This is a genomic window from Actinoplanes oryzae, assembly GCF_030757795.1.
Classification (GTDB): Bacteria; Actinomycetota; Actinomycetes; order Mycobacteriales; family Micromonosporaceae; genus Actinoplanes.
This window is the reverse complement of record NZ_JAUQWH010000087.1, coordinates 13,062-36,139: the sequence shown is the minus strand read 5'-3', so window position 1 is coordinate 36,139 and position 23,078 is coordinate 13,062. Positions and strand designations below refer to the sequence as shown.

Below are 23,078 nucleotides of genomic sequence, written 5' to 3'. Positions count from 1 at the left end.
GCAGGCGGACGCCACCAACGCGGTCGTCTCCGGCAAGGACGAGGCGATGCTGGCCGACTCGCCGGTCTGCGCGTACGCGGTGAAGCAGACCAACGGTCAGCTGGCCCTGGCCGGGGAGATCTACGACTCGGCCCCGTACGGGTACGTGCTGCCGAAGGACCAGACGGAGTTCGGCGGCGCGATCGAGGGCGCCCTCGAGGCGCTGATCGCGGACGGCACGTACAAGACGATCCTCGCCAAGTGGGGCGTCGAGGCCGGCGGGATCACCGACCCGGCCGTCAACCCCGCGGCCTGATCCGCGGCGGACATGACGACGGAAACCGAAACCGGACGGGCCCGGCCTGACGCTGTTCAGGCCGTGCCCGTCCGGCACCCCGGGCGGTGGGCGGCGATCGCGGTGCTGGCCGTGCTGGCCGCGATGTTCCTGCACCTGCTTCTCACGAACGACCGCTTCAACTGGCACTTCATCTTCGTCAGCATCGGCGACGGCAAGCGCGGGGTCATGTTCACCGGCCCGGTGCTGGAGGGCCTGCGCGGCACGATCCTGCTGACGGTCTCGTCGATGGTCATCGGTGTCGCGCTGGGCGTGGTCATCGCGATCATGCGGCTGTCGCCGAACCCGGTGCTGTCCTGGGTGGCGTGGCTCTACACCTGGGTGTTCCGGGCGGTGCCGCGGCTGGTGCTGGCGATCCTCTTCGGCAACCTGGGCATCCTGTGGGACCGGATCGGTTTCGGGGTGCCCTTCGACGCCCAGCTGGGCAAGCTGTTCGGGGTCAGCGACCTGAACCTGCAGTTCTACAGCATCAAGGCGACGGATCTGCTGTCCGGTTTCGTCGCGGGCATGCTGGCGCTGGCGCTCAGCGAGGCCGCGTACATGGCGGAGATCGTCCGCGCGGGCATCCAGTCGGTCGATCCCGGCCAGGCGGAGGCCGCGTCGGCGCTGGGGCTGTCGCGCGGTCAGGTGCTGCGCCGCATCGTGCTGCCCCAGGCGATGCGGGTCATCGTGCCGCCGACCGGCAACGAGACGATCGCGATGGTCAAGGACACGTCGCTGGTCGCCTTCGTGCCGGTGACCTTCGAGCTGTTCTTCCAGCTGCAGGCGATCAGCTCGCGGACGTTCATCGTGCTGCCGGTCCTGATCGCCGCGTGCCTCTGGTACCTGATCATCTGCAGCGTGCTGATGATCGCGCAGTTCTTCGTCGAGCGGCACTTCGGCAAGGGCTACGGTGCCACCCGTCGGTCCCGCCGGCGGCCCGTGGGCGTGGAGGGGGCGACACCGTGACCGACGCGATGGTGCGCGCGGAGAACGTACACAAATCTTTCGGGCATCTCGAGGTCTTGAAGGGTGTCGACCTCGAGGTGCGCGCGGGTGAGGTCTGCTGCGTGCTCGGGCCCTCGGGCTCGGGCAAGTCGACCTTCCTGCGCTGCATCAACCACCTGGAGAAGGTCAACGCCGGCAAGATCTTCGTCGACGGCGACCTGATGGGCTATCGCGAGCGCGGCGGCAAGCTGCACGAGCTGCGGGAGAAGGAGGTCGCCGCGCAGCGCCGGTCCATCGGCATGGTGTTCCAGCGGTTCAACCTCTTCCCGCACATGACGGTCCTGCAGAACGTCATGGAGGCACCCTGCCGGGTCAAGAAGGAGAGCAGGGCCGAGGTACGGGACAGGGCGCTCGCGCTGCTCGACCGGGTCGGCCTCGGGGCGAAGGTGGAGAACTACCCCGGGCAGCTCTCCGGCGGGCAGCAGCAGCGCGTGGCGATCGCCCGGGCGCTGGCCATGCGGCCCAAGCTGATGCTCTTCGACGAGCCGACCAGCGCGCTGGACCCGGAGCTCGTCGGCGAGGTGCTCGACGTCATGAAGGACCTCGCCCGCGACGGCATGACCATGGTCGTGGTGACCCACGAGATCGGCTTCGCCCGGGAGGTCGGCGACTCGCTGATCTTCATGGACGGGGGCGTGGTGGTCGAGCAGGGCGCCCCGCGGGACGTCATCGGCAATCCGCAGCACGAGCGAACCAGGGCATTCCTGAGCAAAGTGCTCTAAAAGTGAGCGGGGTGGTCCGCGAGAGTGTCGTACCCCGGGTCTAGAGTTCTCGGACGTGAGCGAACACGCGCAGACCCCCCGCTTGCTGCTGCTGGACGGCCATTCGCTGGCCTACCGAGCCTTCTTCGCGCTGCCCGTGGAGAATTTCTCCACGGCCACCGGGCAGGCGACCAACGCGGTGTTCGGCTTCACCTCGATGCTGATCAACATGCTCCGCGACGAGCAGCCGACGCACATCGTGGTCGCCTTCGACGTCGCCCGGCAGACCTTCCGCACCGAGATCTTCCCGGACTACAAGGCCGGCCGCTCGGAGACGCCCAAGCCCTTCCTGGGTCAGGTCAGCCTGATCAAGGAGGTCCTGCAGGCGCTGCGCATCACCGTCGTGGAGAAGCCGGGCTTCGAGGCCGACGACATCATCGGCACGCTCACCACCCAGGCCCGCGAGCAGGGCTTCGAGGTGATCATCTCGACCGGCGACCGCGACTCGTTCCAGCTCTCCGCCGAGCACGTCACGATCCTCTACCCGGTGCGTGGCGTCTCCGAGGTCTGGCGGATGACCCCCGAGGCCATCGAGGCGAAATACGGCGTGCCGCCGTCCCGCTACCGGGACAAGGCCGCCCTGGTCGGCGACTCCAGCGACAACCTGCAGGGCGTGCCCGGCGTCGGGGACAAGACCGCCGCCAAGTGGATCAACACCTACGGCGGGCTCGAGGGCGTCGTCGCCCGGGCCGACGAGATCAAGGGCAAGGTCGGCGACAGCCTGCGGGCCCACCTCGCCGGCGTCATGCAGAACTACGAGCTCAACAAGCTGCGCTGCGACCTCGAGCTGCCCGTCGGCCCGCAGGACCTCAAGTGGCAGGGCTGGGACCGCGAGGCCGTGCACCAGGTCTTCGACGCGCTGGAGTTCCGGGTGCTGCGCGAGCGGCTCTACTCCTACCTGGAGGCGGTCGAGCCCGAGGCCGAGTCCGGCTTCGACCTGGCCGGCTCAGTCCTGCGCACGGGCGAGGTGGCCGCGTGGCTCGGCACCCATGCCCTGGAGGCGCCGGTCGGCCTGGCCTTCACGGGTTCCTTCGGCCGCGGCACCGGCTCGCTGACGGGGATCGCGGTGGCCACCGGCGACGGTCCGGCGGCGTGGTTCGACCCCACGGCGCTGGATTCCTCGGACGAGCACGCCGTCGCGGCGTGGCTCGGGGATGCCGCCCGCCCCAAGATCATCCATGACGCCAAGCCGGCGATGCTGGCGCTCCGGGCCCACGGATGGGAGCTGCGCGGCCTGCGGTCCGACACCGCGCTCGCGGCCTATCTCGCCAAGCCCGACCAGCGGGCCTACGACCTCACCGACCTGGCGCTGCGCTATCTCAAGCGCGAGCTGCGCGTCGACGCCCCGGCCGACGGGCAGCTCGACCTGCTCGCCGGCGTGAGCGACGAGGGTGCCGTCGCCGAGCAGAATGTCATGCTGCGCGCCCGGGCCACCCTCGACCTGGCCGACACCCTCACCGAGGAGCTGTCCCGCGACGAGGGGGCGTCGCAACGGCTGCTCATGGAGGTCGAGCAGCCGCTGGAGATCGTGCTCGGCGAGATGGAGCACCTGGGCATCGCCGCCGACACGCACTACCTGGGCGAGCTGGAGGCGCACTTCGCCGCCGAGGTCAAGGCGGCCCAGCAGGCGGCGCACGCGGTCGTCGGCCGCGAGTTCAACCTGGGCTCGCCCAAGCAGCTGCAGGAGATCCTCTTCGTCGAGCGCAACCTGCCCAAGACCAAGAAGATCAAGTCGGGCTACACGACCGACGCCGACGCGCTGCAGAGCCTGTTCGCCCAGACGGGCGACCCGGTGCTCGAGCACCTGCTGCGCCACCGCGACGTCGCCAAGCTCAAGTCGACGGTCGACGGGCTGCTCAAGTCGGTCTCCGACGACGGGCGCATCCACACCACGTTCAACCAGACCGTCGCCGCCACCGGCCGGCTGTCGTCCACCGACCCCAACCTGCAGAACATCCCGATCCGCACCGAGGAGGGCCGCCGCATCCGCCGCGCCTTCGTCGTGGGCGAGGGCTTCGAGTCGCTGATGACCGCCGACTACAGCCAGATCGAGATGCGGATCATGGCGCACCTGTCCGGCGACGAGGCGCTGATCGGCGCGTTCAACTCCGGCGCCGACTTCCACGCCGCCACCGCCTCGTCGGTCTTCCACGTGCCGGTCGAGGAGGTCGTGCCCGACCAGCGGCGCAAGATCAAGGCGATGAACTACGGGCTGGCGTACGGGCTGAGCGCCTTCGGGCTGTCCAACCAGCTCTCCATCAGCACGGAGGAAGCCCGTGGCCTGATGAACGAGTACTTCGAGCGCTTCGGCGGCGTCCGCGACTACCTGCAGGCCGTGGTGCGCCGCGCGGTGCAGGACGGCTACACGGCCACGATCCTCGGCCGGCGCCGCTACCTGCCCGACCTGAGCAGCGACAACCGCCAGCGCCGCGAGATGGCCGAGCGGATGGCGCTCAACGCCCCGATCCAGGGCTCGGCCGCCGACATCATCAAGGTGGCGATGCTGCACGTCGACACCGCGCTGCGCGAGGCCGGGCTGGCGTCGCGGATGCTGCTGCAGGTGCACGACGAGCTCGTCTTCGAGGTCGCGCCGGGGGAGCGGGAGGCACTGGAGGAGCTGGTGCGGCGCGAGATGGGCGGGGCCTACCCGCTGTCGGTGCCGCTCGAGGTCTCCGTGGGCCTCGGCCAGGACTGGAACGGCGCCGACCACTGACACGCCGCGTCCCACGGGCGCCGTGCCCGCCGGGGCCGCGGCCGGGGCCGCTGTCGGTGATTCGACAGTCTGTGCACTGGGGACGGTGGGGGGTCGCTGACCGGTCGGGGGAACCGCCTACGGGTGGGACTTTCGGGCAGTTTTCGCGGCCCTTCCGGCAGCGGGCTTCCATGCCTCACGAACGGCGCTGAGCTGGGGAAACGCCATTCCGGCGAGGGGCGGCAATGGTGCTGTGGAATGCATTCTGGCGCTCTGCGACGACAATCTCGCACAGCGGCTACATCGCGGGCGGACACCGGCGCCTCCGGCTTGCCCCGCTCTGCAAGGGTGGTCTGATGCCAACCACTTCGCTCGACGTGACATCGCTGTCGGAGGCGTGGGCGCCGGTGATCCATCGCCCGCTGGAGGCCGACCAGGCGCGCGCCTACGCGCCGATGTTCAAGGCGCTGGGCGATCCCGTCCGCCTGCGCCTGCTGTCGATGATCGCCTCCGCGGGCGGCGGCGAGGTCTGCGTCTGCGACCTGACCGGCTCGTTCCAGCTGACCGGCCCGACGATCTCGCACCACCTCAAGGTCCTGCGCGAGGCCGGCCTGGTCGACTGCGACCGCCGCGGCACCTGGGTCTACTACCGCCTGGTGCCCGCCCCGCTGGCGCTGCTGGCCGGCCTGCTCGACGTCACGAAGGCCACCGCCACCGTCTGACCGTCCGGCAGGCCACCGCCACCGCCTGACCGTCCGGCAGCCACCGTTACCGTCACCGCCGACAGGCCACCGTTACCTTCACCGCCGACAGGCCACCGTCGGCGCCACCGTCGACAGGCCACCGTCACCGCCACCGTCCGACCGTCCGGCTGGCCGGCGTCCATGCGCCGGCCTGCGCCGCCCGGCCGGTGTGCCCGCTGTCGCGAGCGTGACCCGGGCGCCGGCCGGCCTCCCGCGCACCGGCGGCGCCCGCCCGGCGTCACTTCTTCAGCGGATCGTGACCCCAGTTCATCAGCGAGTAACGCCACTTGGTGTCCTTGACGTCGCCCTGCGGCCGCTGCGCCAGGTGCCGGTGCACGTAGCCGACGACCTTGCGCATGTGCGCCTCGTCCTGGTCGCTCAGGTCGGCCTTCCGGGTGTGCAGCAGCTTCACGATCTTGCGGCCGCTGTCGTGGCCCACGGACTCGCCGCCGCCCGACTTCTGGCCGACCTCGCGCGACTCGTCGGTCCCCAGCCACTTCTCCAGCTCGGACGCGGTCATGTTGACGGCGTCCTTGAACTCGGCGTACGTGTCACTTGCCATGCTTCAGCGCCTCCTCCTTGTGCACCGCCGTCGCCCCGGTCTTGTCGCTCTTGACCTTGTACTGCGGCTCGTCGGGGGAGGCGGCCACCGTGCGGCCGGACTCCTCGGTGCGGGAGGTGATCTTCTTCTCGACCGTGCCCTCGACCGTCTCGCCGTGGCTCTTCCAGGACACCTTCGTACCTTTTCGCAGGCTCATGACCTGCTGGTACCCGGGCCCCGGGGGTCGTAACAGGTCAGCCCAGACGGGCGACGAAGATCGCCGTGCCGGGGAAGAGGCGGCCGCGCAGGGGGCTCCACTGGCCCCAGATCTGCTCGTGCCCCTCCGGCCACTCCGGCTCGATCAGGTCCTCCAGGACGAAGCCGGCGGCGACCAGCTCGCGGACCCGGTCGCCGAGGGTGCGGTGCTGCTCGACGTAGGTCGGGGTGCCGGCGGCGTCCTGCTCCACGTACGGGCGGCGGTCGAAGTAGGGGTGGATCGCCAGCAGGCCGTCCTCGCCCGGGTCGTCGAGGAAGATCCACCGCATCGGGTGGGTGAGCGAGTAGACCCACCGGCCGCCGGGGCGCAGCACCCGGGCGACCTCGCGCATGACCGCGGCGGAGTCGGCGACGAAGGGGATCGCGCCGAAGGCCGTGAAGACGATGTCGAACGCGTCCGTGGCGAACGGCAGGGCCAGCGCGTCGGCCTGGACCAGCGGCACCTCGACGCCGGAGCGCTCCGCCCCCGCGCGGGCCTGGCGCAGCATGCCGGCGCTCAGGTCCATGGCGACCACCTCCGCGCCCTGGCCGTCCAGCCAGCGGGCGGCGGCCGCGGCCCCGGCGCCCAGCTCCAGGACGCGCTTGCCGCGCACGTCACCCAGCAGCCGGACGTCCGCCTCGCGCACGCCCTCCGGGCACCACACGAAGTCGGCGTCGCCGAGGAAGGCGCCGTGCTCGTCCTGGTAGTCGTCCGCGTCGAGGTCCCACCAGTGCCGGCTGGCGACGCGGCTCTCGTCGTCGGTCACCGGTCGGCGCAGGGTCACGTGCTCTTCGATCACCGGGCCACCGTACGTTCTCCGGAGGTTGATCCGCTCTGCGCGTACCCGGATCGGGAATGCGGCGGAGGCCAGGGGGGCAAAACAGCACGTAACGGGCGTGCTGACGGGTTTGGCGGGAACAATGTGCCTCGGTCCGCAGGAGGGCTTGCAACCTGTGGTAATGCGCACTGTAAGCTAGTCGATGCGCTCGCGGATCGTGTGCCTCGGCAGGGAGCAGGTTCCGCAAGTCGTCGGTCCAGCATGATTCTGACTCGCCTGATCGCCCGGCTCCACGCTCGTGATCACCGGATGTTCGTGCTGTGCCCGTCGTCAGGTCCGTGCGGCGCAAGAGACACCACGAAACCATCCGTTCGGAGCAACAGTCCACATGACGAGCAGCATCGAGGCCACCTCGAGCGCCAACCGGGTCACCGTCGACGATCTCGGCTCGGAGGAAGCTTTCCTCGCAGCCATCGACGAGACCATCAAGTACTTCAACGACGGTGACATTGTCGAAGGCACCGTCGTCAAGGTCGATCGGGACGAGGTCCTGCTCGACATCGGCTACAAGACCGAGGGCGTCATCCCCTCGCGCGAGTTGTCGATCAAGCATGACGTGGACCCCGCGGAAGTGGTGTCGGTCGGAGACCACATCGAAGCCCTCGTCCTCACCAAGGAGGACAAGGAAGGCCGCCTGATCCTCTCGAAGAAGCGCGCGCAGTACGAGCGTGCGTGGGGCACCATCGAGAAGATCAAGGAGGACGACGGCGTCGTGCGCGGCTCCGTCATCGAGGTCGTCAAGGGTGGCCTCATCCTCGACATCGGCCTGCGTGGCTTCCTCCCCGCCTCCCTCGTGGAGATGCGTCGCGTCCGTGACCTCCAGCCCTACGTGGGCCGGGAGCTCGAGGCGAAGATCATCGAGCTGGACAAGAACCGCAACAACGTGGTCCTGTCCCGCCGGGCGTGGCTGGAGCAGACCCAGTCCGAGGTCCGCACCGAGTTCCTCAACAAGCTGCAGAAGGGCCAGGTCCGCAAGGGCGTCGTGTCCTCCATCGTCAACTTCGGTGCCTTCGTGGACCTGGGTGGCGTGGACGGCCTGGTGCACGTCTCCGAGCTCTCCTGGAAGCACATCGACCACCCGTCCGAGGTCGTCGAGGTCGGCCAGGAGGTCGAGGTCGAGGTGCTCGACGTCGACCTGGACCGCGAGCGCGTCTCGCTGTCGCTGAAGGCGACCCAGGAAGACCCGTGGCGCCAGTTCGCCCGCACCCACGCGATCAACCAGATCGTGCCGGGCAAGGTCACCAAGCTGGTCCCGTTCGGTGCGTTCGTCCGCGTGGACGACGGCATCGAGGGCCTGGTGCACATCTCCGAGCTGGCCGAGCGGCACGTCGAGCTGCCCGAGCAGGTCGTCCAGGTGGGCTCCGACGTCCTCGTCAAGGTCATCGACATCGACCTCGAGCGTCGTCGCATCTCGCTGTCGCTCAAGCAGGCCAACGAGGGCTTCGTCGAGGGCGAGGAGCACTTCGACCCGACCCTCTACGGCATGGCTGCCACGTACGACAACGAGGGCAACTACATCTACCCGGAGGGCTTCGACCCGGAGACGGGCGAGTGGCTCGAGGGCTTCGACGCCCAGCGCGAGACCTGGGAGAAGCAGTACGCCGAGGCTCGCGAGCGCTGGGAGGCCCACACCAAGCAGGTGCAGGCGTCCCGCGACGCCGACGCCGAGGCCGCGCTCAACCCGGTTCCGGCCGGCGGCGTGACCTCGTCCTCCTCCACGTCGACCTCCTCCTCCACGAGCTCGTCCGCCCCGGCGCGCTCGAACGAGGAGCCGGCCGGCACCCTGGCCACCGACGAGGCCCTCGCCGCCCTGCGCGAGAAGCTCGCCGGCGGCAAGAACTGAGCACCGCCTCCTGACCCGGTCCCCGGCCGCTGACGGCCGGGGCCCGGCACGGACCCGGAAGCCGCCCATCCGCCACGCGCGGGTGGGCGGCTTTTTCGTGGCTGGCCCGCACGCGGCGGCTCCGGAATACTGGGCGCGTGCTCAAGGTGGGGTTGACCGGAGGGATCGGGGCCGGGAAGAGCGCCGTCGCGCGCCTGCTGGCCGAGCGCGGCGCGGTGATCATCGACGCCGACGTCCTGGCGCGCGAGGTGGTCGCGCCCGGCACCGAGGGCCTGGCCGCCGTCGCCGGGACCTTCGGCCCCGAGGTGCTCACGCCCGCGGGAGAGCTGGACCGCCCGGCCCTCGGCACCCGGGTCTTCGCCGACGCCGAGGCCCGGCGCGCCCTGGAGCAGATCATCCATCCCCGGGTACGCGCCCGGACCGCGCACCTGACGGCCGCCGCGCCGCTCGACGCCGTCGTCGTCAACGACGTGCCGCTGCTCGTGGAGACCGGGCTCGCCCCCACGTACCACCTGGTCGTGGTCGTGGAAGCCGACCCGGAGACCCGCATCACCCGGCTCGTGGAGACCCGCGGCATGACCCGCGAGCAGGCCGCCGCCCGGATCGCCGCGCAGGCCGGCGACGACGAGCGACGGGCCGCCGCGGACGTCGTGATCAGCAACTCCGGGACGCTCGCCGAGCTGGAGACCCAGGTCGCGCGGCTGTGGCGGGAGCGGCTGCTGCCGTACGAGCGGAATGTGCGGTTGTCCCGCTATGCCGTCACCGACGGGCGGTTGCGGGTCGCGGAGCCGGACGCGACGTGGCCGGCGCAGGCGGCGCGGATCATCGCGCGCATCGACCACGTGCTGCAGCCGCTGGGCCTCGGCGGCGGGCTCACGCACATCGGGTCGACCGCGGTGCCGGGCCTGCCCGCGAAGGACCTGATCGACCTCATGCTCGCCGTGCCCACGCTGACGGCGGCCGACGACGTGGCGGGGGCGCTCGCCGGTGCGGGGCTGCCGCGGCGTCCGGGGGAGTGGGCCGACAACGCCCGCGGGGTGTCCGGCGCGACCTGGCCCAAGCGGCTGCACGGCAACGCGGATCCGGGGCGGCCGGTCCACCTCCACGTCCGGGTGACCGGGTCGCCGGGGTGGCGCTTCGCCCTGCTCATGCGCGACCACCTGCGGGCGGTGCCGGAGGCGCGGGACGGCTACGCGGCGGCGAAGGCGGGCTGGGCCGGGCAGCACGCGGACGTGGCGGGCTATGCGGAGGCCAAGGAGCCGTGGTTCGACGCGGAGGCCGAGGCGGCTCACGCATGGGCGGAACGGGTGGGTTGGCAGCCCTGATCCGCCGGCTGCCTGCAGCAGGGGCGCTCGCGGCGGGCGGTCGTGCGGTGTGGCACGGCCCTCCCGGACGCGCTCGCCGGCGGCACCGGGGCTGCGATCCGTGGAGTCCCCCCGGGGCGCCGCGTGGTGGCACCGGCCGGGCGGCAGGCCGCCGCGAGCGACCTACCCGACCAGTCTGAACCGCTCCCCGGTGGCGGACAATGCCTGGTCGCGGGGCGGAATACGCACCATCGGCACGGCGGGCGCGGAAACTTGTCACACCCCCGACGTACGGTGGGTCCATGGCGCTCGACATCCCACGACTCGACGGCACCTTCGAGGTCGTCAGCGAATACCAGCCGGCCGGTGACCAGCCCGCGGCCATCGCCGAGCTGGAGCGCCGGGTGCGCCGGGGCGACCGCAACACGGTCCTGCTCGGGGCCACCGGCACCGGCAAGAGCGCGACGACCGCGTGGCTCATCGAGAAGCTGCAGCGGCCGGCGCTCGTCCTCGCCCCCAACAAGACGCTGTGCGCGCAGCTCGCCAAGGAGTTCCGCGAGCTGCTGCCCAACAACGCCGTCGAATACTTCGTCAGTTACTACGACTACTACCAGCCCGAGGCGTATATCGCCCAGACGGACACCTACATCGAGAAGGACTCGTCGGTCAACGAGGAGGTCGAGCGGCTGCGGCACTCGGCCACCATGTCGCTGCTCACCCGGCGCGACGTGATCGTGGTCGCGACCGTCTCGGCGATCTACGGCCTGGGCACCCCGCAGGAGTACCTCGAGCGGGCCGCCAAGGTCCAGGTCGGCCAGGAGTGGGACCGCGACCAGCTGCTGCGCCGCCTCGTCGACATTCAGTACAGCCGCAACGACATGGCGTTCCAGCGCGGCACGTTCCGCGTGCGCGGCGACACGCTGGAGATCATCCCGGCGTACGAGGAGCTCGCCGTCCGGATCGAGTTCTTCGGCGACGAGATCGAAAAGCTCTACTACCTGCACCCGCTCACCGGCGACATCGTGCGCGAGGTCGACCAGCTCGTGATCTTCCCGGCCACGCACTACGCGGCCGGCCCCGAGCGCATGGAGCGCGCCATCCGCGACATCGAGGCCGAGCTCGAGGAGCGCCTCGCCGAGCTGGACAGGCAGGGCAAGCTGCTGGAGGCCCAGCGGCTGCGGATGCGCACGACCTACGACATCGAGATGATGCGCCAGGTCGGCTTCTGCAACGGCATCGAGAACTACTCGATGCACATGGACGGCCGCTCGTACGGCGACCCGGCCTACACCCTGCTCGACTACTTCCCCGACGACTTCGTCACCGTCATCGACGAGTCGCACGTGACGATCCCGCAGATCGGCGGGATGTACGAGGGGGATGCCTCCCGCAAGCGCATCCTCATCGAGCACGGCTTCCGGCTGCCCAGCGCCGCGGACAACCGGCCGCTGCGCTTCGACGAGTTCCTCGAGCGGGTCGGCCAGATGGTCTTCCTCTCCGCGACGCCCGGGCCGTGGGAGATGCAGGAGGCCCAGGGGGAGTACGTCGAGCAGGTCATCCGCCCGACCGGCCTGGTCGACCCCGAGGTCGTGGTCAAGCCCACCAAGGGCCAGATCGACGACCTCATGCACGAGATCAAGCTGCGCACCGAGCGCGACGAGCGGGTCCTGGTCACCACGCTGACCAAGAAGATGGCCGAGGACCTCACCGACTACCTCCTGGAGAACGGCATCCGGGTGCGCTACCTGCACTCCGAGGTCGACACCCTGCGCCGCGTCGAGCTGCTCAAGGAGCTGCGCAAGGGCGACTACGACGTCCTGGTCGGCATCAACCTGCTGCGCGAGGGCCTCGACCTGCCCGAGGTGTCGCTGGTCGCCATCCTCGACGCCGACAAGGAGGGCTTCCTGCGCAGCGGCCGCTCCCTGATCCAGACGATCGGCCGCGCGGCGCGCAACGTCTCCGGCCAGGTCCACATGTACGCGGACAAGATCACCCCGTCGATGCGCGAGGCGATCGAGGAGACCGACCGGCGCCGCGCCAAGCAGGTCGCGTACAACGAGGCCCACGGCATCAAGCCCGAGCCCCTCCGCAAGAAGATCCACGACATCCTCGACGACATCTACCGCGAGGCCGAGGACACCGACACCACCCTCGGCAGCCACTCCGTCGGCGGCGCCGGGCGCCAGATGTCGCGCGGCAAGGCCCCCGTCCCGGAGACCCGCTCCAAGGGCCGCGCCGCCGCCACCGCCCCGGCCCGCGAGGGCATGGCCCGCGCCGAGCTGGCCCAGCTCATCCAGGACCTCAACGACCAGATGCTGGCCGCGGCCCGCGAGCTGCAGTTCGAGCTGGCGGCCCGGATCCGCGACGAGATGTCCGAGCTGAAGAAGGAGCTGCGCGGCATGGACGTGGCGGGCGTGCGCTGAGCCGGAAGGGCGGGTGCCGCCCGCCCTTCCCCGGCGGGTCCACCCGCTGCAGCCGACGAGCGCCGTCGCCCGCCCTTCCCCCGTTCCTCCGCGCAGGCGAGTCGTCCGCCCGGCCCGGCCGGGCGGCCTTCTTCGCGGGTCAGATGGCGTCGGGCCGGCCTAGCGCCGGATGGCGTTCCCCGGGTTGCGCGTACCAGGCCGCGTCCCCGTCGGGCAGCGTGGTGCCGATCCGGAGCCTGGCCCAGTCGTCGAGATCCGGCAGGTCGGCGGGGTCGAACCAGCCGACCTCGGTGGACTCGTCGTCGTTGACGCGCGCCTCCCCGCCGACCGCCCGGCAGCGGAACCACACGTTGAGGTATTCGCACGAGTCGCCGTTCGGGTAGACGACCGGGTGCGTGGCGACGCCGCCGACCCGCTCGATCTCCGCCCGTACGCCGGTCTCCTCGAAGACCTCGCGCAGGACGGCATCCGCCGGCTGCTCCCCGGGGTCGATGACGCCGGCCGGCAGCGACCACCGGCCGTTGTCGCTGCGGCGGGCGAGCAGGATCCGGCCGCCGGAGTCGCGGACGACGGCACTGACGCCCGGCAGCAGAAGCAGGTCGTTCCCGATGTGGGCGCGCATCCTGGCGATGTAGGCGGAGACAGGCATGCGCCGACCCTATCGAGGAAGATCAACTGCTCGGCGGTAATCCGGTGGGCCCGCCGGGGCTGCCGTCCTACGCTCGGGCGCGTGTCGGAGATCTCGTGGACGGTGGGCCCGCAGGCGACGGTGGAGGAGCTGAGCGGTCTCGTCCGGCGGTGCCTCGCGCGGGACGGCGGGTTGCCGCTCGCTGCCTCCCCGGAGTTCGTGCGCAGCCGGTGGCTCGGAGGCCGGGCCGCCGGGGTGCAGGGGCGTACGGAAGACGGGCGGCTCGTCGCCGCCGGGGCGCTGCGGGCGGCCTCGCGGGAGGCCCCGTCGGCGGCCGGGGGAGCGGTGCCGGACGCGCCGGCGGGTTCGGTGATCGCCGGGATGGTCGATCCCGGGTTCCGCGCGGCGGGGCTGGGCGCGCGGCTGCTCGATGTGGCCCTCGCCGAGGCGCGGCGGCTCGGCGGGCCGATCACGGTGGAGACGGAGTCGTGGACGCCCGCGGCCGATCACCTGTTCGGCACGCGCGGGCTGCGGCAGACCTTCGCTGAGGACGTGCTGCGGTACGACTTGGCGCACGAGGTGCCCGAGCCGCGGTGGCCCGGCGGAACGGTCCTGCGGGAGTGGTCCGGCGGGACGGCGCTGCGCTTCTTCGCGGCTTACGAGGCGGCCTTCCGGGAACGTCCCGGCTTCCCGGGCTGGACGGCCGGCGAGTGGATCGGCGACGAGGACGACGACTTCAGGCCCGAGTGGTCGGTGCTGGCCACGCTGCCGGACGGATCCGACGCCGGCTTCATCACCGGTTCCGCGGCTTTTTTCACCAGCTCCGCGGGTCCTGTCACGGGTTCCGCGGGTCCTGTCACTGGTTCCGCGGGTCCTGTCACGGGTTCCGCGGCTTTTGTCACCGGCTCCGCGGGTTTTGTCACCGGCTCCTCGACTTTTGTCACCGGCTCCTCGGCTTTTGTCACTGGCTCCTCGGCGGGGCTCGGGCCGGAGGTGGGGGCGGGCTGGATCGATCAGGTCGGTGTGGTGCCGGCGGCGCGCGGGCGGGGGATCGGCGGGGCGCTGGTCACCGAGGCCCTGCGGCGGATGCGGGCCGCCGGTGCCGCCGAGGCGTGGCTGACCGTCAATGTCGACAATCGGGCGGCCGGGTTGTACCGGCGGCTGGGCTTCGAGGATCGGGGACGGCGCGCCCGGTACGGGCTTTTGAGCTAGGTTCCTAGGATGACCAAGCGGGTGATCGGCGGGCCACATCACGATCGGTGAATGTCGTTCTTCGGACCGTTCCCAGTGTTTGCGACGGGCGTCCCGGCATGTGCAAGGGAGCGTCCCAGCATGCGCACCGGCGGCCTACCGGCGCAAACGTCGCGGGCGAGCCGAGGTGCCGTATCGCAGAGTGCCATCTAGCAGCCGGAATGCGCTTTCCGCCCGGATGTGGGAACGGCTGGCGGCGAGACACTCGACACTGTTGGCTGGGGTCATGTGCCAACTCGCGCAGCGATGCGACACAATGGCAGCCGTAGGAGGGGAGTATTCCTTCGCGCCGGTCTCGTCAACACGGTCTGCATCCTCGCGGGTGCACCCGGGGCCGGCGGTTCTTGTGCGACGTGTCCAGCGTCGCGCGGGGGCGGAAGAGACCTCCGGCCGCACTTCGCCGCGATCGGCCCGCAAGCCGACGCGGCGTTACTTCGTGTCTGCCGGAGGTTCTCGTTGAACGTCTCTGCCTGGGTCTGGTTCGCCACCCTCGGAGCCCTTGTCGTCATGCTCGCCATCGATCTGCTGATCGTCGGGCGGCGCCCCCACGAGCCGAGCATGCGCGAGGCGGGCGGCTGGGTGGCCTTCTACATCGGGCTCGCCATCGTCTTCGGCCTCGGGCTCTGGCTCTTCTCGGGCGGGCAGGCCGCCGGTGAGTTCTACGCCGGCTGGCTCACCGAATACTCGCTGAGCGTCGACAACCTCTTCGTCTTCATGATCATCATGTCGCGGTTCGCGGTGCCCCGTCAGTTCCAGCAGAAGGTGCTGCTGATCGGCATCGTGCTCGCCCTGGTCATGCGGGGTGCCTTCATCGCCGCCGGCGCCGCGCTCATCGAGCAGTTCTCGTGGGTCTTCTACATCTTCGGCGCGTTCCTGGTCTACACCGCGGCGACGCTGCTCAAGAGCGACGAGGACGAGGAGTTCAAGGAGAACATTCTCATCCGCTGGTCGAAGCGCGTCTTCCCGGTGTCGAGCTCCTTCGACAGCGGCCGCATGACGATCGTCACCGAGACCGGCCGCCGGCTCTTCACGCCGATGCTCATCGTGATGATCGCGATCGGCACCACGGACCTGATCTTCGCGCTCGACTCGATCCCGGCGATCTTCGGCATCACCAAGGAGCCGTACCTGGTCTTCGCCGCGACGGTGTTCGCCCTGATGGGTCTGCGGCAGCTCTACTTCCTGCTCGGCGGGCTGCTGGAGCGCCTGGTCTACCTCAACATCGGGCTGGCCTTCGTGCTCGGCTTCATCGGCGTCAAGCTCTTCCTCGAGGCGCTGCACACCAACTCGCTGCCGTTCATCAACGGCGGCCACGGGGTGCACTGGGCGCCGGAGATCCCGATCTGGCTGTCGCTGCTGGTCATCGTCGGCACCCTAGGCATCGCCACCGTCGCGAGCCTCGTCAAGTCGTCCCGCGACCGCAAGAAGGAGCTCGTCGACTCGGCCGCCTGAGCGGCCCACGAGCAGACCCCAGCACGGGTACGGGCAGAGCAACACGCCCGTACCCGTGCTGCGTTCGCGCGTCCCTGGCCCGTGCTGCGTTCGCGCGCCCCTGGCCCGAGCCGCGTTCGCGTGTCCGGTCGTGCACCCGGGCCGCCTTCGTGCCCTTGCTGCGTTCGCGTGGTTTCGATGACCGGAGCGTGACCGCGGTGCCGAGTTGCCCGGAGTGGCGTGCAACGCGTGGTGTGGCGTGACGGCGTGCGGCGGCGCAGGCAGCGGCGTGACGGCGTGCGGGGCGCAGGCAGCGGCGTGGCGGCGGCGCGGGGGCGTGGGCGGCGTGGCGGGACGCAAGCGGCGTGACGGCAGCGCGGAACGCGAGGGCGCAAGCGGCGTGACGGCAGCGCGCGACGCGGGGGCGCAAGCGGCGTGACGGCGGCGCGGGGCGAGTGGCGTGCGGCCGTGCCGGGGCGCGGGTGGCGTGGCGGCAATGCGAGTGGCGTGACGGCCGTGCTGGGGCGCGGGTGGCGTGGCGGCGGCGCGGGTGGCGTACCGGAAAGGGGAGAGCCCCACCCCCGGAGCGGGAGTGGGGCTCTGCCGGCTGGGGAAGCGCTCAGCCCTGGTGCTTGCGGCGGGCGGCGGCGCGGCCTCGGGTCTGCTGGTCGAGGACGACCTTGCGGATGCGGACCGCGCTCGGGGTGACCTCGACGCACTCGTCCTCGCGGCAGAACTCGAGGGCCTGCTCCAGGGACAGCTTGCGCGGCGGGATCAGCTTCTCGGTCTCGTCGGCGGTCGACGAGCGCATGTTGGTGAGCTTCTTCTCCTTGGTGATGTTGACGTCCATGTCGTCGGCGCGGCTGTTCTCGCCGACGATCATGCCTTCGTAGACCTCGGTGGTGGGCTCGACGAAGAGCTGGCCGCGCTCCTGCAGGTTGGTCATCGCGAAGGCGGTCACGACGCCGGCGCGGTCGGCGACCAGGGAGCCGTTCTGGCGGGTGCGGAGCTCGCCGAACCACGGCTCGTACTTCTCGAAGAGGTGGTGCATGATGCCGGTGCCGCGGGTCTCGGTGAGGAACTCGGTGCGGAAGCCGATCAGGCCGCGCGCCGGGACCAGCCACTCCATGCGGAGCCAGCCGGTGCCGTGGTTGATGAGCTCCTCCATGCGGCCCTTGCGGGTGGAGAGCAGGGTGGTGATGGCGCCCATGTACTCGTCGGGGGCGTCGATGGTCAGGCGCTCGACCGGCTCGTGGATCTTGCCGTCGATGACCTTGGTGACCACCTGGGGCTTGCCGACGGTCAGCTCGTAGGACTCGCGGCGCATCTGCTCGACCAGGATGGCCAGCGCCAGCTCGCCACGGCCCTGGACCTCCCACGCGTCGGGGCGGTCGGTCGGCAGGACGCGGAGCGAGACGTTGCCGATGAGCTCCTTGTCGAGGCGGTCCTTGACCATGCGGGCCGTGACCTTGCCGCCCTTGACCTTGCCGACCAGCGGCGAGGTGTTGGTGCCCAGGACCATGGAGATGGCCGGCTCGTCGACGCTGATCAGCGGCAGGGGCACCGGGTTCTCGGCGTCGGCGAGGGTCTCACCGATCATGATCTCCTGGATGCCGGCGATGGCCATGATGTCGCCGGGGCCCGCGCTCTCGGCCGGCTTGCGCTCGAGGCCCTCGGTGATCAGCAGCTCGGAGATGCGGACGTTGCTGACCGTGCCGTCGGTCTTGCACCAGGCGACGGTCTGGCCCTTGCGAATGGTGCCCTGGTGGACGCGGCAGAGGGCGAGGCGGCCGAGGAACGGCGAGGCGTCGAGGTTGACGACGTGGGCCTGCAGCGGCGCGCCCTCGGTGTAGGTCGGGGCGGGGATCGTCTCGAGGATCGTGGTGAACAGCGGCTCGAGGTCGGAGCTGTCGTCGGGGACGGCGCCGTCCTTGGGCTGGTTGAGCGAGGCGATGCCGTCGCGCGCGCACGCGTAGACGATCGGGAACTCGATCTGCGTCTCGTCGGCGTCGAGGTCGAAGAAGAGGGCGTACGTGTCGTCGACGACCTCCTTGATCCGCGCGTCGGGCCGGTCGACCTTGTTGATGACCAGGATGATCGGCAGCTTGGCGGCGAGCGCCTTGCGCAGCACGAAGCGCGTCTGGGGCAGCGGGCCCTCGGACGCGTCGACGAGCAGCACGACGCCGTCGACCATGGTGAGGCCGCGCTCGACCTCACCGCCGAAGTCGGCGTGGCCGGGGGTGTCGATGATGTTGATCGTGACGGGGCCGTCGCCGGACGGCGGCTGGTAGCTGATCGCCGTGTTCTTGGCGAGAATGGTGATGCCCTTTTCCCGCTCCAGGTCCATCGAGTCCATGACGCGGTCTTCCATCTCGCCGCGCGCGTGGGACTGCCCGCCCTGTCGCAGCATGGCGTCGACCAGGGTGGTCTTACCGTGGTCGACGTGAGCGATGATGGCGACGTTGCGGAGGTCGGTGCGGGTCTGCATACCCCCATTGTCCCCGGTCTCGGTTGCCGTCGCGGCCCCGGGGTCGATCGCCGGACGCCTCTGCGCCCCCGTCCTGATCGTCCCTTTTCCGGGGCGGCGGGGAGACGCTGCCTCCTGTTAGCGTGCGACCACTGATCGGTTACCTGGGGAGGGGCCGTCGATGGGTCGCGGGATCACCTGGGCGGCGGCGGTACTTGCGCTGGTCGTGGGCACGGGCTGCGGGATGATGAACAACCAGGAGGCCGACCCGGTCGCGGCCGAACCAGTCGCCGCGGCCGTCCCGTCGGAGGAGACGGAAGTCGTCACCCCTGAGCCCGACGTGACGTCCGACACGCCCTCGCCCTCCCCGTCTCCCTCGAAGTCGCGGAAGGCGTCGAAGAAGCCGAAGCCGGCCACGACGAGCGCCACCCCGACCGAGGACCCGAACAACTTCCAGGCCCCGGAATGCGCCGAGTACGACGGCAAGGCGGTCAGCAAGAGCAAGGCCAAGTCGGCGCTCACCGCGGCGGCCGCCAGGAGCTACTGGCCCAAGTCGGCGCCCGGCCTCAAGATCCCGAAGCGCCTCGTGCTCGTCACGGCCTGGCACGAAAGCGGCTGGCAGTCCAACATCGTCAACTGCGACGGCGGCCACGGCCTCATGCAGGTGATGCCCGACACCGAGGCCTTCATCAACCAGCGCTTCGAGCAGGGCTACGACGCGCAGGACTACAAGCAGAACGCGATCCTGGGCGTCAACTATCTCGCCTGGCTGACGAAGGCGTTCGGCGACCAGTACTTCGACGGCAGGTACGACCTCAGCTCGGCCCGGTGCGAGAGCATGTCGGACACGTGCCTGCTCAACATGGTGATCGCCGGCTACAACGCCGGGCGAGGGGCGGTCGACGCGGCCTACGCGGACAAGGAACTGCCCAACCCGCAATACGTGTACGTCACCCGCTCGCTCCTGGAATCCTGCTACTGCGACCGGTACTGAGCCCCGGGGTGGACCCGTCGGCGAGGGTCGCGGGGTGCGAGCTATGCTGGGTATTGGAACCCGAGACTGTGCGCCGCCGCTCCATGGCGTTTTGACCCGTGAGCGAGCGCGGTAGTAAAGTCTCGGGGTTGTCGTGCGTAGATGATGCTGGCGAGCTCCTGAACGATGGCCCGTGCAGCACACACTAAGGAGCTTTAGCGGTATGCCTCCCAAGAAGAAGACCCATGAGGTGACCCTCGCGCTTGAGGCGGGTAACGCCGCGATGGTGGACCTCGGTAAGATGCTCGGCCCGACCGGCGCCAACATGCGCGCCGTCAAGGTGGAGTACGACGAGGCGACCGCGAAGAACCGGGGCGAGATCATCCCGGTGATCGTGAGCGTCTTCGAGGACCGCTCTCACCAGCTCACCTACAAGACGCCGCCGACCAGCTTCCTGATCCGCAAGGCTCTGGGCATCCAGTCGGGCGCGTCCAACCCGCTGACCCAGACCGTGGGCACCCTGAGCGCGGACCAGATCAAGGGGATCGCCGAGCGCAAGCTCCCCGACCTCAACGCCAACGACCTCGACGCGGCCATCAAGGTCGTCGCCGGCACCGCCCGCTCCATGGGCGTCAAGGTCGCCGGCTGAGGCAGGCACCACCGGCGCGGGGCTCTGCCCGGCGCCAACCGCTCGGCCCGGCTCGCCGGAGCTGAGCGCCCGCTCCCGCCGGTCAGCCCGGCGCCGAGCGCTCGCTCGACCCGGTCCGCCGCGGTTGAGCACCCGAGCTACGCACCGCGGCGCGGTTCCCTCCGGGGAGCCGCGCCGTCGGCGTTTCCGCACCCTCCCGAAGCGCCCGCGTTCCGTCGAACGGCTCACCGCGCGCCCGCGTTCCGTCGAACGGCTCACCGCGCGCCCGCGTTCCGTCGAACGGCTCACCGCGCGCCCGCGTTCCGCCCCGGGACTTTCCGCGCGCGTTCCGCCGCGCGCCCGGGTTCCGCCGCGCAAGCCTCCGCGCGCGTTCCGCCGCGTGGCTCTCCGCGCGCGTTCCGCCGCGTGGCTCTCCGCGGCGAGGGGCCTCCGCGGGCGTTCACCCCGAGAAGTCTCCGCGCATCCGCGTTCCGTCCGCGGGCGCTGAGAGCGTCGCCCGCGGCGGCCCGGACCCGGTGCGCGCGCTCACGTCCCGTCCCCAGGGTCGTCGCGCGTCCCCGTTTGCTGCTCCAGGCCGTCGTGGGCCGCCGGGAGTCCGGACAGGAGGTGCGCCGGCGCCCGGATGCGCGCGCCGGCGTGGGTCGGTCAGGCGGCGGGTCACTGTTTGCCGACGATGTCCTCGATGAGGCCGTACTGCTGGGCTTCCTCGGCGGAGAGGATGCGGCCCGCGGAGAGGTCGTCCTCGATGCGGCTCCGGGTCTGGCCGGTGACCTCGACCAGGCGCAGCACGACCTCCTCGAGCTCGCGCAGGTGCTGCCCCGCCGCGGCCGCGACCTCGTCGGCGGTCCCGGTGACGCCCGCGGCGCGGGGCTCGGCGAGGCGGAAGCGGGCGTGCCTGTACGCGGACCGCTTCGCCGCCGCCGCCAGCACGGCCAGCACCGCACCGCCCGCCTCGGAGGTCACCACGGCGTGCACCGGGGCGGCCATGGCGTCGATCACATCGATGACGGCGTGGGCCGCGTTGAGGTCGCCGCCGCCGCTGGAGACGTGCAGCTGGACCGGCTCGGGGCCCGCGGCGTCCAGCGTGAGCAGCGCCGCGGCGGCCCCGGAGGCGGTGTGGGCGTCGAGCGGGCCGCGGATCATGACGATGCGCTGGTCGAACAGGCGCTCCTCGAGCCAGCCGGGGAAGCCGGGCCCCGCACCGCCCGGGGCGCCGGACGGCCAGGGCGCGTGCGGGTGCCAGGGCTCGGGCGACGGCTGGGCGGGCTGCCAGCGCATGGTCTCGCGGCGCGGATCCAAGGGAACCTCCGGGGGCGCTCGGGATCCCCCGACAATACGCACGCCACCCCGGCGACCCCGAGACGTTAAGCCGACGGCAGAGAAAGAGACGCCAAGCCGACGGCAGCGGACGAGACGTCAGGCCGAGGGCAGCGGCGAGACATCAGGCCGACCGCAGAGAGAAAGCCGGGATCACCAGCCCCGCTCTCGCCACTCCGCGAGGTGGGGGCGCTCGCGGCCCAGCGTCGAGTCCTTGCCGTGCCCCGGATAGAACCACGTGTCGTCCGGCAGCCGGTCGAACAGCTTCGCCGAGACGTCGTTGATCAGCGACGTGAAGCGCTGCGGGTCCTTCTGGGTGTTTCCCACGCCGCCCGGGAACAGGCTGTCGCCGGTCCACAGGTGCGCGATGCCGCCCGGCTCCCGGTAGAGCAGCACGATCGACCCCGGCGTGTGCCCCACCACGTGGATGACCTCGAGCGTGCAGTCCCCGACCGTGATCGTGTCGCCATCGCCGACGGTGTCGGTCACCACGGGGATCTCGGCGGCGTCGTCGGCCCCGGCCACGGAACGGGCGCCGGTGGCCCGCACCACCTCGGCCAGCGCGCCGTGGTGGTCCCAGTGGCGGTGGGTGGTGACGACCGTGGCCAGGCCGCCGTCGCCGATCAGGCCGAGCAGCGTCGGCGCGTCGTTGGCGGCGTCGATGAGCAGCTGGCTGCCGTCGGCCGTACAGCGGAGCAGGTAGGCGTTGTTGTCCATCTCACCGACCGAGACCTTCGTCATGGTCAGGCCGGTCAGCTCGCGGACGGCGGGTGCGGAGCCGCGGCTGACATCACCGGTGTACGTCATGGGAGGCACCTTATTTCCAGGTCGGCGGCACGGGCAGCTCGCCGTCGGGGGAGACCGTCAGCTCGGCGCCGTCCCCGCGTCCGGCGAGCCAGGCGGCGAGGGCCCGGGTGGGGCCGCCGACGGCGGGGGTCGCCGCGGTGGGCGTACCGATGGTGATGGCGTGGTCGAGGCCGTGCGGGCGCAGCACGAGCGTGAGCGCGGGTGCGGGGTCCGTGGCGATCTCGCGCAGCAGGCGCAGGGCGAAGGCGTCGGTCCAGTCCTCCGGCGTGTACGCCCGGCCGAGGTCGACGTGGTGCACCTCGACCTCGCGCAGCCGGCCCCACGGGACCGCCGCGGCGGAGCCGGCCGTGGGCAGCGGGAAGGTCCACGCCTCGGCGGGCATCGCGGCGGCCGCGTCGGCGAAGCGCTCGTGGGAGTCGCGGATGTCGGCGACCTGCTCGGCGATCGGGCGGTGGCGGCCCGCCTCGATGCCCTCGGTGCGGGCGGTGGGCGTCGCGTAGGGCGGCGTCTCCACGCCCGTCCGCGCCCAGGTCAGCAGGTTGGTGAACGCGTCGGCGTTGCGCGCCACGTGGGTCAGCAGGTGCCCGATCGTCCAGCCGGGCAGCAGGCAGGGCGCCCCCTGGGCGTCGGGCGGCAGCTCCTCGGCGGTGCGGGCGAGCCGCTCGGTGGCCTGATCGACATCGGTCATGAGGACCAAGGGATCCATCGTCACGAGAGAACCCTAGGGGAATATCGCTTTCCCCGCCGTCGGGCCGTCCGTACCGTCGGAGCAGACGCGTCGCGAAGAACCCGAGAAGGAGGTGGGTGCACGTGCTGTCCCTACCCCGATCCGG

General features: G+C 71.0%; 19 protein-coding genes and 1 pseudogene. 12 read left to right on the top strand and 8 right to left on the bottom strand.

What is annotated here, in order from left to right; genetic code table 11:
- The 5 genes and pseudogenes from RBH18_RS25730 to RBH18_RS25710 all read left to right on the top strand — a co-directional run.
- A pseudogene (locus RBH18_RS25730) lies at positions 1-295 on the top strand (ABC transporter substrate-binding protein); the annotation flags it as partial.
- Between the two features lie 12 nt (positions 296-307).
- Positions 308-1,282 (top strand): amino acid ABC transporter permease, encoded by a 975-nt coding sequence (locus RBH18_RS25725; protein WP_306212181.1) that lies wholly within the window; start codon positions 308-310, stop codon positions 1,280-1,282.
- An 8-nt stretch (positions 1,283-1,290) separates the two neighbouring features.
- The gene (locus RBH18_RS25720) at positions 1,291-2,043 is read left to right on the top strand and encodes an amino acid ABC transporter ATP-binding protein (RefSeq protein ID WP_306212189.1); all 753 of its coding nucleotides are present in this window, start codon (positions 1,291-1,293) and stop codon (positions 2,041-2,043) included.
- Positions 2,044-2,098: 55 nt separating this feature from the next.
- Positions 2,099-4,795, top strand: a complete 2,697-nt coding sequence (gene polA / locus RBH18_RS25715) for a DNA polymerase I (protein WP_306212180.1) — start codon at positions 2,099-2,101, stop codon at positions 4,793-4,795.
- 335 nt (positions 4,796-5,130) lie between these two features.
- Positions 5,131-5,496: an ArsR/SmtB family transcription factor gene (locus tag RBH18_RS25710; RefSeq protein WP_306212179.1), complete on the top strand. Its 366-nt coding sequence runs from the start codon at positions 5,131-5,133 to the stop codon at positions 5,494-5,496.
- 259 nt (positions 5,497-5,755) lie between these two features.
- On the opposite strand, the gene RBH18_RS25705 is transcribed toward RBH18_RS25710, so the two are convergent.
- Genes RBH18_RS25705 through RBH18_RS25695 form a run of 3 tightly spaced genes read right to left on the bottom strand, consistent with a single transcriptional unit; the run spans position 5,756 to position 7,113 of the window.
- Positions 5,756-6,079, bottom strand: coding sequence for a DUF3140 domain-containing protein (locus tag RBH18_RS25705; RefSeq protein ID WP_306212178.1), 324 nt, complete (start codon positions 6,077-6,079; stop codon positions 5,756-5,758).
- Positions 6,069-6,275 carry a hypervirulence associated TUDOR domain-containing protein gene (locus RBH18_RS25700; protein ID WP_306212177.1) on the bottom strand — a complete coding sequence of 69 codons (207 nt, stop codon included), beginning with the start codon at positions 6,273-6,275 and terminating at the stop codon, positions 6,069-6,071. Before RBH18_RS25700 ends, RBH18_RS25705 begins: the two co-directional genes overlap by 11 nt.
- A gap of 37 nt (positions 6,276-6,312) precedes the next feature.
- Positions 6,313-7,113: a class I SAM-dependent methyltransferase gene (locus RBH18_RS25695; RefSeq protein WP_372338984.1), complete on the bottom strand. Its 801-nt coding sequence runs from the start codon at positions 7,111-7,113 to the stop codon at positions 6,313-6,315.
- A gap of 367 nt (positions 7,114-7,480) precedes the next feature.
- Here RBH18_RS25695 and rpsA point away from each other — a divergent pair, with 367 nt between their 5' ends.
- The 3 genes from rpsA to uvrB all read left to right on the top strand — a co-directional run bounded on the left by rpsA (position 7,481) and on the right by uvrB (position 12,722).
- Positions 7,481-8,995 carry a 30S ribosomal protein S1 gene (rpsA, locus tag RBH18_RS25690; protein ID WP_306212176.1) on the top strand — a complete coding sequence of 505 codons (1,515 nt, stop codon included), beginning with the start codon at positions 7,481-7,483 and terminating at the stop codon, positions 8,993-8,995.
- A 137-nt stretch (positions 8,996-9,132) separates the two neighbouring features.
- Complete coding sequence (gene coaE, locus RBH18_RS25685) at positions 9,133-10,320, top strand: dephospho-CoA kinase (RefSeq protein ID WP_306212175.1); 1,188 nt, start codon at positions 9,133-9,135, stop codon at positions 10,318-10,320.
- Positions 10,321-10,601: 281 nt separating this feature from the next.
- Positions 10,602-12,722 carry an excinuclease ABC subunit UvrB gene (gene uvrB, locus RBH18_RS25680; RefSeq protein ID WP_306212174.1) on the top strand — a complete coding sequence of 707 codons (2,121 nt, stop codon included), beginning with the start codon at positions 10,602-10,604 and terminating at the stop codon, positions 12,720-12,722.
- Between the two features lie 139 nt (positions 12,723-12,861).
- Here uvrB and RBH18_RS25675 read toward each other — a convergent pair whose 3' ends face one another.
- Entirely contained in the window at positions 12,862-13,371 is a 510-nt protein-coding gene (locus tag RBH18_RS25675) for an NUDIX hydrolase (protein ID WP_306212173.1), read from the bottom strand.
- Positions 13,372-13,452: 81 nt separating this feature from the next.
- Between RBH18_RS25675 and RBH18_RS25670 the strand changes: the two genes are divergently transcribed.
- Positions 13,453-14,562 carry a GNAT family N-acetyltransferase gene (locus RBH18_RS25670; RefSeq protein WP_306212172.1) on the top strand — a complete coding sequence of 370 codons (1,110 nt, stop codon included), beginning with the start codon at positions 13,453-13,455 and terminating at the stop codon, positions 14,560-14,562.
- Positions 14,563-15,057: 495 nt separating this feature from the next.
- Positions 15,058-16,053: a TerC family protein gene (locus tag RBH18_RS25665; RefSeq protein WP_306212171.1), complete on the top strand. Its 996-nt coding sequence runs from the start codon at positions 15,058-15,060 to the stop codon at positions 16,051-16,053.
- Positions 16,054-16,651: 598 nt separating this feature from the next.
- Here RBH18_RS25665 and typA read toward each other — a convergent pair.
- A complete protein-coding gene (gene typA, locus RBH18_RS25660; RefSeq protein ID WP_306212170.1) occupies positions 16,652-18,520 on the bottom strand; it encodes a translational GTPase TypA in 1,869 nt (622 codons plus the stop codon).
- A gap of 160 nt (positions 18,521-18,680) precedes the next feature.
- Here typA and RBH18_RS25655 point away from each other — a divergent pair, with 160 nt between their 5' ends.
- Both RBH18_RS25655 and RBH18_RS25650 read left to right on the top strand, forming a co-directional pair.
- Positions 18,681-19,493, top strand: coding sequence for a transglycosylase SLT domain-containing protein (locus RBH18_RS25655; RefSeq protein ID WP_306212169.1), 813 nt, complete (start codon positions 18,681-18,683; stop codon positions 19,491-19,493).
- Positions 19,494-19,695: 202 nt separating this feature from the next.
- Complete coding sequence (locus RBH18_RS25650) at positions 19,696-20,121, top strand: uL11 family ribosomal protein (RefSeq protein WP_305786426.1); 426 nt, start codon at positions 19,696-19,698, stop codon at positions 20,119-20,121.
- A 657-nt stretch (positions 20,122-20,778) separates the two neighbouring features.
- Here the strand turns inward: RBH18_RS25650 and RBH18_RS25645 are convergent.
- From RBH18_RS25645 to RBH18_RS25635, 3 genes are all read right to left on the bottom strand, one after another.
- Positions 20,779-21,420: an ATP-dependent Clp protease proteolytic subunit gene (locus RBH18_RS25645; protein WP_306212168.1), complete on the bottom strand. Its 642-nt coding sequence runs from the start codon at positions 21,418-21,420 to the stop codon at positions 20,779-20,781.
- A gap of 171 nt (positions 21,421-21,591) precedes the next feature.
- Entirely contained in the window at positions 21,592-22,245 is a 654-nt protein-coding gene (locus tag RBH18_RS25640; RefSeq protein ID WP_306212167.1) for an MBL fold metallo-hydrolase, read from the bottom strand.
- Positions 22,246-22,255: 10 nt separating this feature from the next.
- Positions 22,256-22,957, bottom strand: a complete 702-nt coding sequence (locus tag RBH18_RS25635) for a maleylpyruvate isomerase family mycothiol-dependent enzyme (RefSeq protein WP_306212166.1) — start codon at positions 22,955-22,957, stop codon at positions 22,256-22,258.
- Between the last annotated feature and the right edge of the window lie 121 nt (positions 22,958-23,078).

What these genes read in the sequence shown, in the direction of transcription:
- RBH18_RS25725 (WP_306212181.1), top strand. Translation starts at nt 308, where the DNA reads ATGACGACGGAAACCGAAACCGGACGGGCCCGGCCTGACGCTGTTCAG.
- RBH18_RS25720 (WP_306212189.1), top strand. Translation starts at nt 1,291, where the DNA reads ATGGTGCGCGCGGAGAACGTACACAAATCTTTCGGGCATCTCGAGGTC.
- RBH18_RS25710 (WP_306212179.1), top strand. Translation starts at nt 5,131, where the DNA reads ATGCCAACCACTTCGCTCGACGTGACATCGCTGTCGGAGGCGTGGGCG.
- RBH18_RS25705 (WP_306212178.1), bottom strand. Translation starts at nt 6,079, where the DNA reads ATGGCAAGTGACACGTACGCCGAGTTCAAGGACGCCGTCAACATGACC.
- RBH18_RS25700 (WP_306212177.1), bottom strand. Translation starts at nt 6,275, where the DNA reads ATGAGCCTGCGAAAAGGTACGAAGGTGTCCTGGAAGAGCCACGGCGAG.
- rpsA (WP_306212176.1), top strand. Translation starts at nt 7,481, where the DNA reads ATGACGAGCAGCATCGAGGCCACCTCGAGCGCCAACCGGGTCACCGTC.
- uvrB (WP_306212174.1), top strand. Translation starts at nt 10,602, where the DNA reads ATGGCGCTCGACATCCCACGACTCGACGGCACCTTCGAGGTCGTCAGC.
- RBH18_RS25675 (WP_306212173.1), bottom strand. Translation starts at nt 13,371, where the DNA reads ATGCCTGTCTCCGCCTACATCGCCAGGATGCGCGCCCACATCGGGAAC.
- typA (WP_306212170.1), bottom strand. Translation starts at nt 18,520, where the DNA reads ATGCAGACCCGCACCGACCTCCGCAACGTCGCCATCATCGCTCACGTC.
- RBH18_RS25655 (WP_306212169.1), top strand. Translation starts at nt 18,681, where the DNA reads ATGGGTCGCGGGATCACCTGGGCGGCGGCGGTACTTGCGCTGGTCGTG.
- RBH18_RS25650 (WP_305786426.1), top strand. Translation starts at nt 19,696, where the DNA reads ATGCCTCCCAAGAAGAAGACCCATGAGGTGACCCTCGCGCTTGAGGCG.
- RBH18_RS25640 (WP_306212167.1), bottom strand. Translation starts at nt 22,245, where the DNA reads ATGACGTACACCGGTGATGTCAGCCGCGGCTCCGCACCCGCCGTCCGC.